The 13,448-nt window shown below is 45.0% G+C and carries 9 protein-coding genes and 1 pseudogene; 8 read left to right on the plus strand and 2 right to left on the minus strand.

From position 1 onward, the window contains the following. Both B853_RS22120 and B853_RS22125 read right to left on the minus strand, forming a co-directional pair. Nucleotides 1-923 (minus strand): aromatic amino acid transport family protein (locus B853_RS22120; protein ID WP_128827016.1); only part of this gene is annotated, 923 nt, incomplete at its 3' end. 220 nt (nucleotides 924-1,143) lie between these two features. Further along, nucleotides 1,144-3,357 carry an EAL domain-containing protein gene (locus tag B853_RS22125; RefSeq protein ID WP_038886779.1) on the minus strand — a complete coding sequence of 738 codons (2,214 nt, stop codon included), beginning with the start codon at nucleotides 3,355-3,357 and terminating at the stop codon, nucleotides 1,144-1,146. 347 nt (nucleotides 3,358-3,704) lie between these two features. On the opposite strand from B853_RS22125, the gene B853_RS22130 reads away from it, so the two are divergent. The 8 genes and pseudogenes from B853_RS22130 (at nucleotide 3,705) to B853_RS22170 (ending at nucleotide 13,445) form a co-directional block, all read left to right on the plus strand. Next, complete coding sequence (locus tag B853_RS22130) at nucleotides 3,705-4,139, plus strand: GNAT family N-acetyltransferase (protein ID WP_038886781.1); 435 nt, start codon at nucleotides 3,705-3,707, stop codon at nucleotides 4,137-4,139. A 289-nt stretch (nucleotides 4,140-4,428) separates the two neighbouring features. Beyond that, a complete protein-coding gene (locus B853_RS22135; protein ID WP_038886783.1) occupies nucleotides 4,429-7,092 on the plus strand; it encodes a nitrate reductase in 2,664 nt (887 codons plus the stop codon). A gap of 20 nt (nucleotides 7,093-7,112) precedes the next feature. Then, on the plus strand, nucleotides 7,113-8,018 hold the full coding sequence (gene cobA / locus B853_RS22140) for a uroporphyrinogen-III C-methyltransferase (RefSeq protein ID WP_038886785.1): 906 nt from the start codon (nucleotides 7,113-7,115) through the stop codon (nucleotides 8,016-8,018). Beyond that, a complete protein-coding gene (locus B853_RS22145; RefSeq protein ID WP_038886787.1) occupies nucleotides 8,015-8,968 on the plus strand; it encodes a glycosyl transferase family protein in 954 nt (317 codons plus the stop codon). Before cobA ends, B853_RS22145 begins: the two co-directional genes overlap by 4 nt. A 229-nt stretch (nucleotides 8,969-9,197) precedes the next feature. Then, nucleotides 9,198-10,114, plus strand: a pseudogene (locus B853_RS22150) (dienelactone hydrolase family protein). Between the two features lie 73 nt (nucleotides 10,115-10,187). Beyond that, the gene (locus B853_RS22155; RefSeq protein WP_038886791.1) at nucleotides 10,188-10,769 is read left to right on the plus strand and encodes an ANTAR domain-containing response regulator; all 582 of its coding nucleotides are present in this window, start codon (nucleotides 10,188-10,190) and stop codon (nucleotides 10,767-10,769) included. Nucleotides 10,770-11,034: 265 nt separating this feature from the next. Then, entirely contained in the window at nucleotides 11,035-12,399 is a 1,365-nt protein-coding gene (locus B853_RS22165; RefSeq protein WP_038886793.1) for a CmpA/NrtA family ABC transporter substrate-binding protein, read from the plus strand. 80 nt (nucleotides 12,400-12,479) lie between these two features. After that, nucleotides 12,480-13,445 carry an ABC transporter permease gene (locus B853_RS22170; protein WP_005375889.1) on the plus strand — a complete coding sequence of 322 codons (966 nt, stop codon included), beginning with the start codon at nucleotides 12,480-12,482 and terminating at the stop codon, nucleotides 13,443-13,445. The last annotated feature ends 3 nt before the right edge of the window (nucleotides 13,446-13,448 follow it).

Here is a 13,448-nt window from a genome sequence, read left to right on the forward strand (position 1 = left end):
GTAATTGCCACGAAGGCAACAAGCGGACCTAAGGTTGCAATGAATGGGTTTTCCGTCGCGTTAGCTAAGTAAGACAATACCGATACGTTTTGTGCTTTTGCTTCTGCCAGTTGCTCCGGGGAAAGAGCAAGTACGCATGAGAAGACAAACAGCAACACGAATGCGATCAGCATGACACTTGTACGGCGTAAGATCAGTTCTGATTTTACATCGGCGCCTTCACCGTAATGTCGGCGTTGTACGTTTGCAAAACTTGAGATCGCCGCTGCGTGGCTAAATGAGAAGATAACGACTGGAATCGCAAGCCACATCGTGCTCGCAAATGAAGACATTTCTGGTGCATCCATGACAGGCATGCTCCAGTTTGGCATTAGGTAGAATGATAAAAATGCCAGAATCGCAACCAATGGGTAAACCATGATAGCGAACGCACGAAGCATCACTTTTTCACCGGCCATCATGATTGCAATCAAACTGAATACCAATACGCCAGACAGTAGGGCACGTGGCAGCGGCTCCATACCTGCTTGGTTGACCATAAAGCTGTCAACAGTGTTGGTAATACCTACGCCATAGATCAGTAGAATCGGGAAGATAGAAAGAAAATACAGCATCGAAATCGAACGACCAGCTTTCGCCCCAAAGTGTTCTTCTACTACATCGGTAAAGTCTGCGTTTTTGATTTTTGATGACAGAACAAAGCGAGCAAGACCTCGGTGTGCTAAGTAAGTCATTGGGTAAGCGAGGACTGCCATAACTACCAATGGCCAGAAACCACCGATGCCCAAGTTAATAGGAAGAAATAGAATGCCAGCACCCACGGCGGTACCAAACAGACTCAATACCCAATGAGTATCATGTTTCGTCCAAGTAGTTGTTGTGTTTAATTCACTAAAATTTAACGTTTCTCGAGATTCTTTCACTTAAAACTCGCCTTTATAAAAATAATAATCGCGCGGATGTTATATGTTTTAGTGATTGTTATCACATTGATGTGGTGGTGAATCGTGCTAGTGAAAAGGCAAAGGTGTAAACTATCGAACCATGAAAATTTGCAAAAAGCGATATATAGTTCTGGTTTTTTGTGTGTAAATTGAAACTATATCGCGAAATTTAATGAATTTTTGGTTTTAGATGTCGCGATTAAGCTTTGTTCGATAACTTTTTAAGGTAGCCCTGCAAAGGAAGTGGCTTAGCAACGCCAAACCCTTGAGCAAACTGAATATTTAGTGACTCTAGCGTCTCTATATGTGCTTCGGATTCCACAAACTCGGCTACCGTTACAAGTTTCATACTGTTAGCGACTTGGCTGATGGCTTGAACGATAATCCGGTCATTTTCACTACTAACAATGTCTTTGACAAAAGAACCATCTACCTTAAGTACATCAAGTGGCAGGCGGCGCAGATAGTCAAAACTTGCGTAGCCAGTACCAAAGTCGTCTAACGCAATAGTACAACCGGCTTCTCTCAATAGAGAAAGATTCTGTATAGCTATGGATTCATTTCGAAGTGCATCTGACTCAGTGATCTCAAAACATACCTTTTTAAGGGGAACACCATATATATCAGCGTGCAGTCGAATATTGTGTGCCAGTGACGGAGAGTTTAATGCTTTTGCTGTCAAATTTATGGAGCATTTCCCTAAGTTATCCCAGTCGACGATATTCTGGCTCAATTTGCAAAATGTATTAGTAATTACCCATTCGTCCAGTTCAATCTCAAGTCCAAACTCATGAATTAATGGAAAAAATTCAGCTGGCGACATCACGCGTGAGTCATCTTGGTTCAATCTGAGTAGAACTTCAAAATAGCTCCCGGTATTTTTCGTATTCAACGCTAGATATGGCTGGCAGTACAATTCAAACTTGTTTTCTCTGAAACAAGATTGAATAAAGCTGAGCTTGTTGAGTTTACTTTTGCTTGTGCTTGCCGCGTCTAGCCAGTTAATGGCTAGATTGCTTTGAGGTCGTTGTTGACACAGTTTGGAAACTAAAGCTTCGACATTGTCACTTTCAGCAATATCGACACACTGAATGGTTCGTTTCACTAAACTCACCGAACTATCCTCAAAATAGAAGTAGAAGTCATCAAGCAATTGAATCAGCTTTTTTAGCTCAGTATTAATATAAGGAAGACGTGGCGCGAAACATATCAAGCCGTTTGCAAATGGTGGTAAGTAAGCCCGCTGCAAGTACTCGGTGTTTTGTGCGAGGTATTGGCTCAATTGTCTCATTAATTGCGCTTGGCCTTGGTGGCCCAAGCCGTTCAATTTAGAAAGCGTGGGCTTCAAGTCGATGTATATCAAAACCACATTGTTTCTTGGTGATATGTCCTCTTGTAGTTGAGACAGTGTGTACAGGCCTGTAAAGCTATCAACACGTTCTTTTTCTACTGCTTTACGGGCAGTTATAAAGTTCTTGATTGTATGAGCGCCAAGCAGAAATGTTAGCATTGATAATACAAATAAGACCAAAAGCATGCCGTATAGGTGCTCTTGTTGAATTAGGCCTGCATTGTATTGACTGACAATGTTTTCCACACAAATCAATAGTGTGATAGAGGCAATGAGAAATGGCCTAATGAGGCCAAACTTACCAAGTCCGACTCCCACTAAACAAAGCAAAGAAAGACAGAGTGTATTGATCAAAAGTGAGTTATTTGACGTAATCGCTCCAAGCAATATCATCCCACAAATTATGAGCCATATCCGATAACCTTGTTGAGAAGGCTGATTTCTCAGCATAGTGAGATCTAGTTTGAGATAAGGAGACTTATTGCCATCAAGAATATAGCTAAAGCCCAGGCTCAATAGAGGAGTTAGGGTCATGTGAGTGAGTACGCCACTGAGTATTGAGTAAGAGAAAAAGTCAAAAGATAGTGGAGAGTGCTCAATATATATATGGCTCATGCTCCATAGTATGACGGTGTTCGCTACCGGATAAAGCAGGCCGAGTATAAGCACATAGTACCCAAGCTTTAATGTATAGTTTGAGTCTTCAATAGAAATTAATGCCCTTTTATACAAAGCAGCAAACACAAGTGGGATACAAGGTAGAAGAGACGAAAACAAAAGCGCCACGTTGCTCGGGCGCCCTGAGATAACCAAATAGTAAAAAAGCAAACTCATACTGAGAGTGGGTAGTACTTTCCAGCCGTATCGGATTAAAGCGGAAACGACTAAAGCAGCCGTGAATGACAGTACCTGAACGCTGTCTTTAGACACGACAAAAAAGCTAGAGATGCTGAAGCTAACTTGAACGGCAACAAAAAGTAGGATTTGAATACCCAGCCAGTGCCAAATGGATAGTTTATTGTCGAAAGCAGAACGACCTTGTTTGAGACTGTATAACGACATTACTCAACTACACTTAAAATTAGAATAATAAAAACAAATGGTTAGCTATCCTGAGTTCAATGGTTCTAATAATAGGAAAACTAACGAGTAAGTAACGAGCCTTTAGTAGGCCCAGTTATGCACTTTATTATTGTTATTTCTATCTATAAGTGCTCGAAACATTCTACAAAATTATGACAATAAGTAAACCACATTAAGAATGCCGTTCCATTAACGAAGAGTGGTTTTACAATTAACCTTTGACTCGAGATGATAAAGAACTATTAGTTTAACTAACTGAAAAATATTAAACTTTAGCAATAAACTTAGATGTTACATTTTAGAACAGAGCGTAGAACTAAAACACCATGGAATTAGTTATTACCCAAAAGTCAGATATTGACGCTATTTTTAAGCTAGAACAGAAATTATTTGGTCATCACGCTTACCCGCAATTTTTCTTTCGGCAAGCATTTGATTGTTGGCCGCAAGGTTTGTTGATTGCCAAAGAAGAAGATCAAATTACGGGTTATGTACTGATGGCGACAAGCGATGAACAAAACACCCATTGGATCTTGTCGCTTGCGGTAGATAGCCGGCATCGAGGAAAGGGGATTGCTCGTTCGCTTGTGGAGAATGCAATCGTAAAAGCAAGTTCCGGTTCTGTCATTAAGTTAACTGTCGATCCAAACAATGTGCCTGCTTGCAAGTTGTACACTTCGCTAGGCTTTAAGGTTCTGGAAAAAGAAGAAGATTATTTCGGTGATGGAGAACCGAGACTGGTCATGGCACTAGCCCGTTAATCTTGCACTTCTGTGATACAAGCTCGCCCCTAATCAGTGCATTGCCAAATATAAAGTGAAAGCTCATTTTGTTAAGTTATTGAAATGTAGTGCAATATAAAATTGGCACTGGGTTTGCAATTTAGATTGTGTTCATCGTTAACTCGATGCACCGCTTTCCCTTAGCAGGCGGTTAAGCGGATAGGGTATTACTTTTTTGAGCTTTTATAGGCAATGCAGCCTCTCTCGTTTCGGGAGAGGTTTTTTTCGCTTGTAGCTCGTCATTCTAAGGAAAGAATCAGGGGGCGGAATGTCGCAAGGATGCAAAAAAACCACTTGTCCCTATTGTGGTGTTGGATGTGGTGTCGAGGTCAATGCGAAAGGAATCGTTGGGGATGCGTGTCATCCTGCAAATGCGGGATCACTGTGCGTAAAGGGCGTCGCGTTGGCAGAGAGTTTGAATATGCCTTCGCGCTTGTTGTATCCAAAGCTTGTTACCAAGCAGCGACCTCAAGGGCAAGAAGTGCAATGGCAACAAGCCACGGATCTGATTGCAGAAAAGATTCATCAAGCGAAAGCAGAGTTTGGACCGGATTCCGTCGCGATGTACGTGTCAGGCCAGTTGTTGACGGAAGACTATTACGTCGCCAACAAACTCATGAAAGGCTATGTTGGCAGCGCTAACATTGATACTAACTCGCGTTTGTGTATGTCTTCGGCGGTTGCGGCTCATGTACGAGCATTTGGCGAAGATGTCGTTCCCGTCAATTACGATGACATTGATAAGACTGAGTTATTGATAATTTGCGGTGCCAATACCGCTTGGACGCACCCTGTTTTATTTCGACGTATTCAACAAGCGAGAGAGAACAATCCTAATCTAAAGCTGGTGGTCATTGACCCGCGTGAAACGGTCACCGCGCAGCAAGCGGATTTGCATCTACCGATTAAAAACGATGGGGATGTATCACTTTTTAATGGGCTGCTTAAGTTTCTTATTGAGCAGCAATGCATTGATTCTCAATACATAAATTCCTATACCGACGGATTTGGTACGCTTGCAGAAGAAGTTTCTTATTTGCGTTACGATGTCACTAATTTAACGTCTTCCATAGGCATTTCAGAAGAAAAACTCACGACATTCTTCCAATGGTTTGCGCAAAGCCCAACCGCAATCACGCTGTTTTGCCAAGGGGTTAACCAAGCCGAAAATGGTGTCGATAAAGGCAACGCCATTATTAATGCACACTTGGCGACGGGTAAAATTGCCAAGTCAGGTTGCGGGCCGTTTTCTATTACAGGTCAGCCGAATGCGATGGGCGGACGAGAAGTCGGTGGATTGGCAAACCAGTTAGCGGTTCATCGCGCTTTTGACGCAGAGTCTATAAAGCAAGTGCAGGCGTTTTGGGATTCACCAGAAATTGCCACTCAGCCCGGTTTAAAAGCTGTTGAACTGTTTGAGGCGGTAGAACGTGGTGAGATTAAAGTTCTGTGGATCATGGCAACCAATCCGGTTGTCTCTTTACCAGATAACCAATTGGTAAAACGTGCACTAGAGGTTTGTCCGTTTGTGATTGTTTCCGATATTACAGCGGATTCGGATGTAGCGCATTACGCGGATCTGTTGTTGCCGGCCGCTGGTTGGGGTGAGAAACAAGGTATGGTAACCAACTCTGAACGTCGACTTTCAAGGCAGCGTCAGTTTCAAACTCCTCCGGGTGAAGCAAAATCAGATTGGTGGGCGATAAGCCAAGTCGGACAAGCTCTGTGTGCATTGGAAAAGACACGAAATGGTTTTGCATTTACTTCTGAGCGGTCGGTATTCAGGGAATATACGGCGATGACAGGCATGAATGCCGATTCACCTTTGAAGCTCGACCTGTCTCAACACGCGAACTTAACCGAGCAAGAATACGAAGAGTGGGTGCCGACACAATGGGGAGGAGAGCGCCCTTTTGCTGATGGCGTCTATTCGCACCCAGATGGCAAAGCGCGTTTTGTCGTGACCAGTGAATCTCCGATGCGTTTAGAGAGAACAAAAGGTTGGTGGCTCAATACGGGCAGGCAACGCGACCAATGGCATACCATGACTCGCACAGGGCATATCGCACACCTTGCCGTCTCTGAGTTAGAACCAACCGTGTACATGAACATTCTCTCTGCTACTCAAAATCGCTTAAAAGCAGGACAACTCACAAAGCTGTTCCAGCCTACTTCAAACACCAGTATTTATGCCAAAGTTGCCATTGATGAAGGTTTAGGTTTTCAAGAGCTGTTTATGTCAATGCACTGGGCGGGTCGATATGGCGGTGAAAGCGGTGTTAACGCGATAGTAAACAGCGCAAAAGACCCTATTTCTGGGCAGCCTGCATTTAAGTCGTCTTATGTTGAAGTGCAAGACGCAGCGGTAAAAAACTACGGTATGTTCATCGGTACACAGTTTGATTCCGGCAAGTTTCTCTACAGCGCATTTCAAGCAGAAAGTAATTTGGGCATCTGGCGCTTTGCACACGATAAACGACCAAAGAAGCAGAGTTTTTGTCGAACGGAAAAGAGCCGCAGAATTACGATAGATATTGCCCAAGGTTGGCTAGCAGTGGATTACGACCTTGTTGGAGACGTTCGTATCATTCGTTCTGTTTTAGTGGTGTCTAGTGAACCGATTCAAACCGACTACACCAACTTTACCGGCTTGATTGGCAAACCGATGGAGCTATCGCAACTGCTTACCATCACTCAATCGCAAAGCAGTGCCAAACTGGTCTGTAGTTGTTTCCGCGTCACCGATAAACAAATACATGACGCGATGGAGAAACAAGACTGCACGTCATTGACTCAACTGCAAAACAAACTCAAGTGCGGCACTAACTGTGGCTCGTGCGTTTCTCAAATCAAACAGATGGTCGACAGTCATCAGCATCAAAAGGGTAAACAGCAAGCGAACCAGCAGAGTCTGGCTATTCAAATAAAGTAAGTCACAAAGAGGATAAGCACATGGAAGCGCCTTATCAAAAGTCTTGGTTTAAGAAAGGACAAGCGAGTCAGAAACAAGAACGCTCGTCTCGCTTTTCTAAGCATGACCAAGCAAGCAAACTGAACCAACTTTTAGAAGACCATTCAGTAGACCTAGATGCGAACCACAAAGGTTTTGTCTCGATTGTCGGAGCAGGACCGCACGATCCTGACTTGTTAACCGTGAAGGCTGTGAAAGCGATTATGTCGGCAGAGGTTCTGCTGTACGACCGTTTGGTTAACAAAGATATTTTGGAGTTGGCTTCGCCACAAGCCGATTGGATTTACGTGGGCAAAAGATGCGGACAACCTAGTATTGGTCAGGAAGAAATTTGTGACTTGATGGTATCGCTCGCTCAACAAGGAAAGCGAGTTGTGCGCTTAAAAGGGGGAGATCCTTTTGTATTTGGCCGTGGAGGCGAAGAGGCCTTAGCACTCGTCAAACACTCAATCGCTTACGAAGTCATCCCCGGTATTACTGCTGCGATTGGATGTTCAGCAAACAGCTTGATTCCGCTGACTCATCGTGGCGTTGCTCGCAGTGTTACCTTTGTGACAGGGCAAGTGGTAACAGGCGCATTTGAGGCTTGGAGCAATCTGATGCAAAGCGGACAGACGTTAGTCTTCTATATGGGGTTAGAAAAGTCATCGCAAATACAAACGGGTTTATTAGGCTCCGGTTTGAGAGTAGATTTCCCTGTCGCTATCATCACTCATGGTTGCAGTCCTCAACAACAAGTTCATGTTACCCAACTCAATCAGCTCAATGATTTATCGATTACACTTAAAGGCGTGAGCCCAGCATTGATTGTGATGGGAGAAGTTGTCAAACTGCGCGAACAACTAATAGAAACCGTACAGTCAGTGACGGAATACGAGGGAATATGAGCAGCATTTTGGAATGTATTAGAACAGTCGGTCGTGGCGAACGTGGCAGAAAACCACTGAACTTTGACCAAGCGTTTCGAGTTATGGATGAATACCTAAACGGTGAGTGCGACGACGATCAGATGGCAATGCTGTTGATGCTGATCCGCGTACAGAACGAGACTCAACAAGAAATCGCTGGCTTTGTTAAAGCATTCCAATCCCGCATGCCAGCTATTGGTGCAGACATTGATTGGCCATGTTACGCAGGCAAACGTGAAGCGGCAGGTCAACCTTGGCACCTGTTGGCAGCGAAGATTCTCGCCGATAATGGTCATAAAGTGTTGATGCATGGTTATCACGATCGTCAATCTGGTCGTTTACACGCAGAAGATTACCTCGACAAGTTTGATATCAACAAAGCGGAATCAGCAGAAGACGCGAAGCGTGTGTTAGAAACACAGAACATTGTGTATCTGCCGCTGAGTGCGTTTGCACCTCAAGCAGAAACCATGATTGGTTGGAAGAATCGTTATGGGCTTAGAACGCCGACTAATACCGTGGTTCGAGCACTGAACCCGGGGCAGGCGACCGTCGGTATTCGTGGTAGCTTCCATCCTGGATTCCAACAACTTCATGCTGAAGTCGAATATGAGATTGGTCAAACCGCTCACGCCGTTGTGTCATTTAAAGGACAATCGGGTGAGTCAGAATACAACCCGAAAGTAAGCCAAACGGTATGGTTAAGCCAAACAAGCGGCGTGACATCGCACTACTGGACGGAGCAAATGCTGTCTGAGGTGCCAATGCCAGTAAATTGCCCGTTTGGAACGTCAGAAGATGACATGAACCAAATGGCAAATACGGTTCTCGCTACCATGACAGTGGTCTTGTTTGCACAAATGCACGACAGAGAAAAAGCATTCGAACGCGCCTTCTCTTACTGGCAAGCCTATTGCGGCCAGCAATAACGTACTATTGTCAATGAATGTAAAACCAACGACGCAAAGTTGTTGAATCTGAATCCATTATCTATTGTTTGAAGAAGGTAAAAGATCCTAGCTCACCAGTGATGTGTTTCACCACCTTGCTCCGTATCAGAGAGGTGAAACTGCAGTTTTGACCTCAATTGCGCTCATTCTTTACTTCGCGTTTGAGAATTAGAAATTCCCATATGGTAAGACGTAGAGGACATGGATAATGGTTCTAAAGCATACCCCTCCCAAACAAAAGGCTTCTCATCCTATCCCGCAAGAAGCCTTCGATTGGTACGATGAATACGCTCACGGAAAGATCTCACGCCGCGAGTTCCTTAATAGGCTGGGTGGCCTTGCGGTGCTGGGTTTTAGCATGACGGCACTGGTCGATGCACTAACCCCGAATTACGCACTCGCAGAACAAGTTTCGTTTAACGATCCTGACATCAAAGCAACTTACGAAACCTTTCCATCTCCAAATGGGCATGGAGAAGGGCGTGGTTATTTGGTGATACCACAGAAGAAGACCTTGAAATCGCCGACCGTGTTGGTGATTCATGAAAACCGAGGTCTGAACCCTTATATCAAAGATGTCGCAAGACGACTCGCGAAAGACGGCTTTATTGCTTTTGCCCCAGATGCCTATACCCACTTGGTGGCTATCCGGGGAATGATGATGAGGGTCGCGCCATGCAGAAAGAGATGGACAGAGCCAAGATTGAACAAGACTTTATTGCCGCAGCTAATTTCATCAAACAGCACGAGGATGGGAACGGTAGGTTGGGGGCGGTAGGGTTCTGCTTCGGTGGTTATATTGTCAATATGCTTGCAGCAGTGATGCCCGATGAGCTCGATGCAGGTGTGCCTTTCTATGGAACACCAGCGGCACAAGAGATCCAAAAGCAAGTCAAAGGGCCGTTGATGATTCACTTTGCAGGACTCGATAAGCGTGTTAACGACACATGGCCCGCTTATGAACAGCAATTGATTGCAACCGACGCACAGTATCAAGCGCTAATGTATGAGAACGTCAACCATGGTTTCCATAACGACTCAACAGCACGCTACGCACCGGAAGAAGCAGCACTCGCTTGGGAGCGCACACTCGGCTTCTTCAAAGAACATCTCGCCTCTAGTTAAAAGGCTTCTACTTTAGTTGGCACAGTCCTTGTTATGTCTCTCTTAGTGAGTGAGATATAAACAAGGAATGTGCATGACTCAATCAACGTCAAAAACACCCATCATAGTATGCTGTGATAGCCTCCAAGAGCAGGCTCGATTATCGGGCTTATTGAGCAAAGATTACGACGACATCATCGGTTGCCAATTGGCACAGCTAGAAACGCTTATGCAGCGAGAGCCGTCAGCAAGCGTTGTGGTTGGATGGCAGCAACCAACCGCAGAACTGCGTTTGATCGTCGATTTCTGCCGCAGAAAATCGGCACCACTTCTTATCGTCTTAAAGCAATTATCATCCAATGATATCAATCGTTTATCAGAAAAAATGGACTATGTGCTCATGCCGCACGATAGTGAGTTTGCGCTTCAGCCTTGGATTGAACATGCGACATTAGTGAGAGCGAAATTCGAAAGTATGCAATCGGAAATTGAATCGCTGACCCATAAGATCGAAGAGCGCAAGCTAGTGGAAAAAGCCAAGGGTCTGCTGATGAAGATGCACAGCGTTGATGAAGAACAGGCTTATAAAGCGCTAAGAAATTCAGCCATGCAATCGAGCCAAACGCTCGCACAAGTTGCCAAGAATTTGATAACTACTTTGGAAGTGCTTGATTAGTTTTTCTACCACTTTGGGGTTAGGGTGCATTTTCTAACGTGGTGCGTGTTGCACTATCAGCAAGCAATAACGGGGAATAACAAACAGCAAGATACGCTAATTTATTGTATTTACAATGAAAAATAAGTTGGCACAGTAATTGGATTAGTAGATTTGGGTTTATTGTTGAATCGCTTATCTCAATTATCAACGGCGGTAATTGTAGACTTAGCAACGGCGCTACTGCTCTTCGGAGTAGTGGCGCTTTTTTTATGGGAGCAAACCAATGAAATGGAGTTCGATGCTGAAAGTGTCAGCAATTTCGTTATCGGTATTCACCACGGTCAGCGTAAAGGCAGAGTTGGGTGAGCCAGAAATTGAAGACCTGAAGTTTGGTTTTATTAAGTTAACCGATATGGCACCGCTGGCGGTTGCTTATGAGAAAGGCTTTTTTGAAGATGAAGGCTTGTACGTCACTTTAGAAGCGCAAGCAAACTGGAAGGTGCTATTAGACCGAGTCATCGATGGTGAGCTTGCTGGTGCACACATGCTTGCTGGTCAGCCATTGGGCGCGACGATTGGTGTCGGCACAAAAGCAGAAGTGATAACCGCGTTCAGTATGGATTTGAACGGTAACGCAATCACGGTTTCCAATGATACTTGGGAGCAGATGAAGCAGTACATTCCAAAGCAACCGGATGGTAAACCAGTTCACCCAATCAAAGCGGATGCATTGAAGCCTGTGGTCGACAGCTATCTGGATAAAGGCAAACCGTTCAACATGGGCATGGTGTTTCCTGTATCGACGCACAACTATGAGTTGCGTTACTGGTTAGCGGCAGGCGGGATTCATCCAGGTTTTTACGCACCAGAATCCGGTGACAACAGTGGTCAGTTGGATGCTGACGTTCTTTTGAGTGTTACACCGCCACCACAAATGCCAGCAACGATGGAAGCGGGCACGATCAAAGGGTACTGCGTCGGCGAACCATGGAACCAACAAGCCGTATTCAAAGGCATAGGCACACCAGTCGTGACCGATTACGAGATCTGGAAGAACAACCCAGAGAAAGTGTTTGGTGTTTCTAAAGCTTGGGCTGAGAAGTATCCAAACACGCACATTCGCGTAGTGAAAGCCTTGATTCGAGCGGCACATTGGTTGGATGAAAACGACAATGCCAACCGCCAAGAAGCAGTGAAGATGCTATCAACAAGCGAATACGTTGGAGCCGATGCCGAAGTTATCGCCAACTCAATGACGGGCACATTTGAATACGAGAAAGGCGACAAACGAGACGTGCCAGACTTCAACGTGTTCTTTCGTCATAACGCCACATATCCGTATTACAGCGATGCGATTTGGTATCTGACCCAAATGCGTCGCTGGGGGCAAATCTCAAGCGAGAAATCCGATGATTGGTACATGGATGTCGCAAAAGAGGTTTACCGTCCGGACATTTACCAACAAGCGGCTCAAGCACTGATTGAAGATGGTGTGTTGAGCAAAAAAGACTTCCCAGATTTTAGTGCTGAAGATGGTTTCCGTGCGCCACAAACACACTTTATCGACAACATCGTTTATGACGGTCGCGAGCCAAATAAATATCTAGAGAAGTTCTCTATCGGGCTTAAAGGAAAAGACAAAGTTTAGGATGAGCAGTCCTACAAAAAATACAGCGGGCAGGTGAGTCTGCCCGCAATAACAAGGATGTAAATTTCTTAGGAGTGAGTATGTCTAGTAATGTCATTTCCCTGTTTCCTGCTAAGCAGGTAGTGAACCGAAGTCGGTTGGTGCTTTTGCCCGTCATTGGTTTGCTTATCTTTTTGGCAATGTGGCACTTAGCAGCGAGAGAAGTGCAAACCTCATTAGGTACGCTACCGGGACCTGTGCAAACTTTTCAGCAGTTCAGCAACCTTGTCGATGACCATTGGCAAGAGCGAGAAAAGGAACAAGCGTTTATCGAACGTCAGGAAAAACGAAATGCTGCGAAGTTAGCCAAGAATCCAGACGCGGAAGTGAAGATTCGTCCTTACACAGGTAAGCCGACGTTCTTCGATCAAATCATAACAAGCTTAGTGACTGTGACTGCGGGCTTTTTGCTGGCGACGGTTATCGCGATTCCGCTTGGCATCGTGCTTGGTCTTAATCAAGGGCTGTATCAAGCGTTCAACCCAATCATTCAATTGCTCAAGCCTGTATCACCTTTGGCATGGCTGCCTATCGTTACTATGGTGGTGAGTGCCACTTATGTGAGTGATGACCCGATGTTTGCTAAGTCGTTCATCAACTCACTGATCACAGTGGCGCTGTGTAGCTTGTGGCCGACGCTGATTAATACCGCTGTGGGTGTAACGAGCGTTGATAAAGACTTAATCAACGTGAGCAAAGTGCTTCAACTTTCGTGGTGGCAGCACATCCGCACCATCGTTTTACCTTCTGCCATTCCAATGATCTTCACAGGTTTACGTCTCTCTTTAGGTATCGCATGGATGGTGTTGATTGCGGCAGAAATGCTCGCGCAGAACCCAGGGTTAGGCAAGTTCGTTTGGGATGAGTTCCAGAACGGCAGTTCAGCATCATTGGGGCGCATCATGGTGGCAGTTATCACCATTGGTTTTATCGGTTTGATGCTCGATAGAGGCATGCTGCAACTTCAAAAGTGGCTGTCTTGGAACAAACAACAAGCGTTGAGATAAGGG

Source organism: Vibrio rotiferianus CAIM 577 = LMG 21460 (assembly GCF_002741985.1).
GTDB lineage: Bacteria > Pseudomonadota > Gammaproteobacteria > Enterobacterales > Vibrionaceae > Vibrio > Vibrio rotiferianus.

Excerpts from the sequence above, each read along its gene's own strand:
- B853_RS22135 (WP_038886783.1), top strand. The coding sequence starts at position 4,429 with ATGTCGCAAGGATGCAAAAAAACCACTTGTCCCTATTGTGGTGTTGGA.
- B853_RS22155 (WP_038886791.1), top strand. The coding sequence starts at position 10,188 with ATGACTCAATCAACGTCAAAAACACCCATCATAGTATGCTGTGATAGC.
- B853_RS22145 (WP_038886787.1), top strand. The coding sequence starts at position 8,015 with ATGAGCAGCATTTTGGAATGTATTAGAACAGTCGGTCGTGGCGAACGT.
- B853_RS22130 (WP_038886781.1), top strand. The coding sequence starts at position 3,705 with ATGGAATTAGTTATTACCCAAAAGTCAGATATTGACGCTATTTTTAAG.
- B853_RS22125 (WP_038886779.1), bottom strand. The coding sequence starts at position 3,357 with ATGTCGTTATACAGTCTCAAACAAGGTCGTTCTGCTTTCGACAATAAA.
- B853_RS22165 (WP_038886793.1), top strand. The coding sequence starts at position 11,035 with ATGAAATGGAGTTCGATGCTGAAAGTGTCAGCAATTTCGTTATCGGTA.
- B853_RS22170 (WP_005375889.1), top strand. The coding sequence starts at position 12,480 with ATGTCTAGTAATGTCATTTCCCTGTTTCCTGCTAAGCAGGTAGTGAAC.
- cobA (WP_038886785.1), top strand. The coding sequence starts at position 7,113 with ATGGAAGCGCCTTATCAAAAGTCTTGGTTTAAGAAAGGACAAGCGAGT.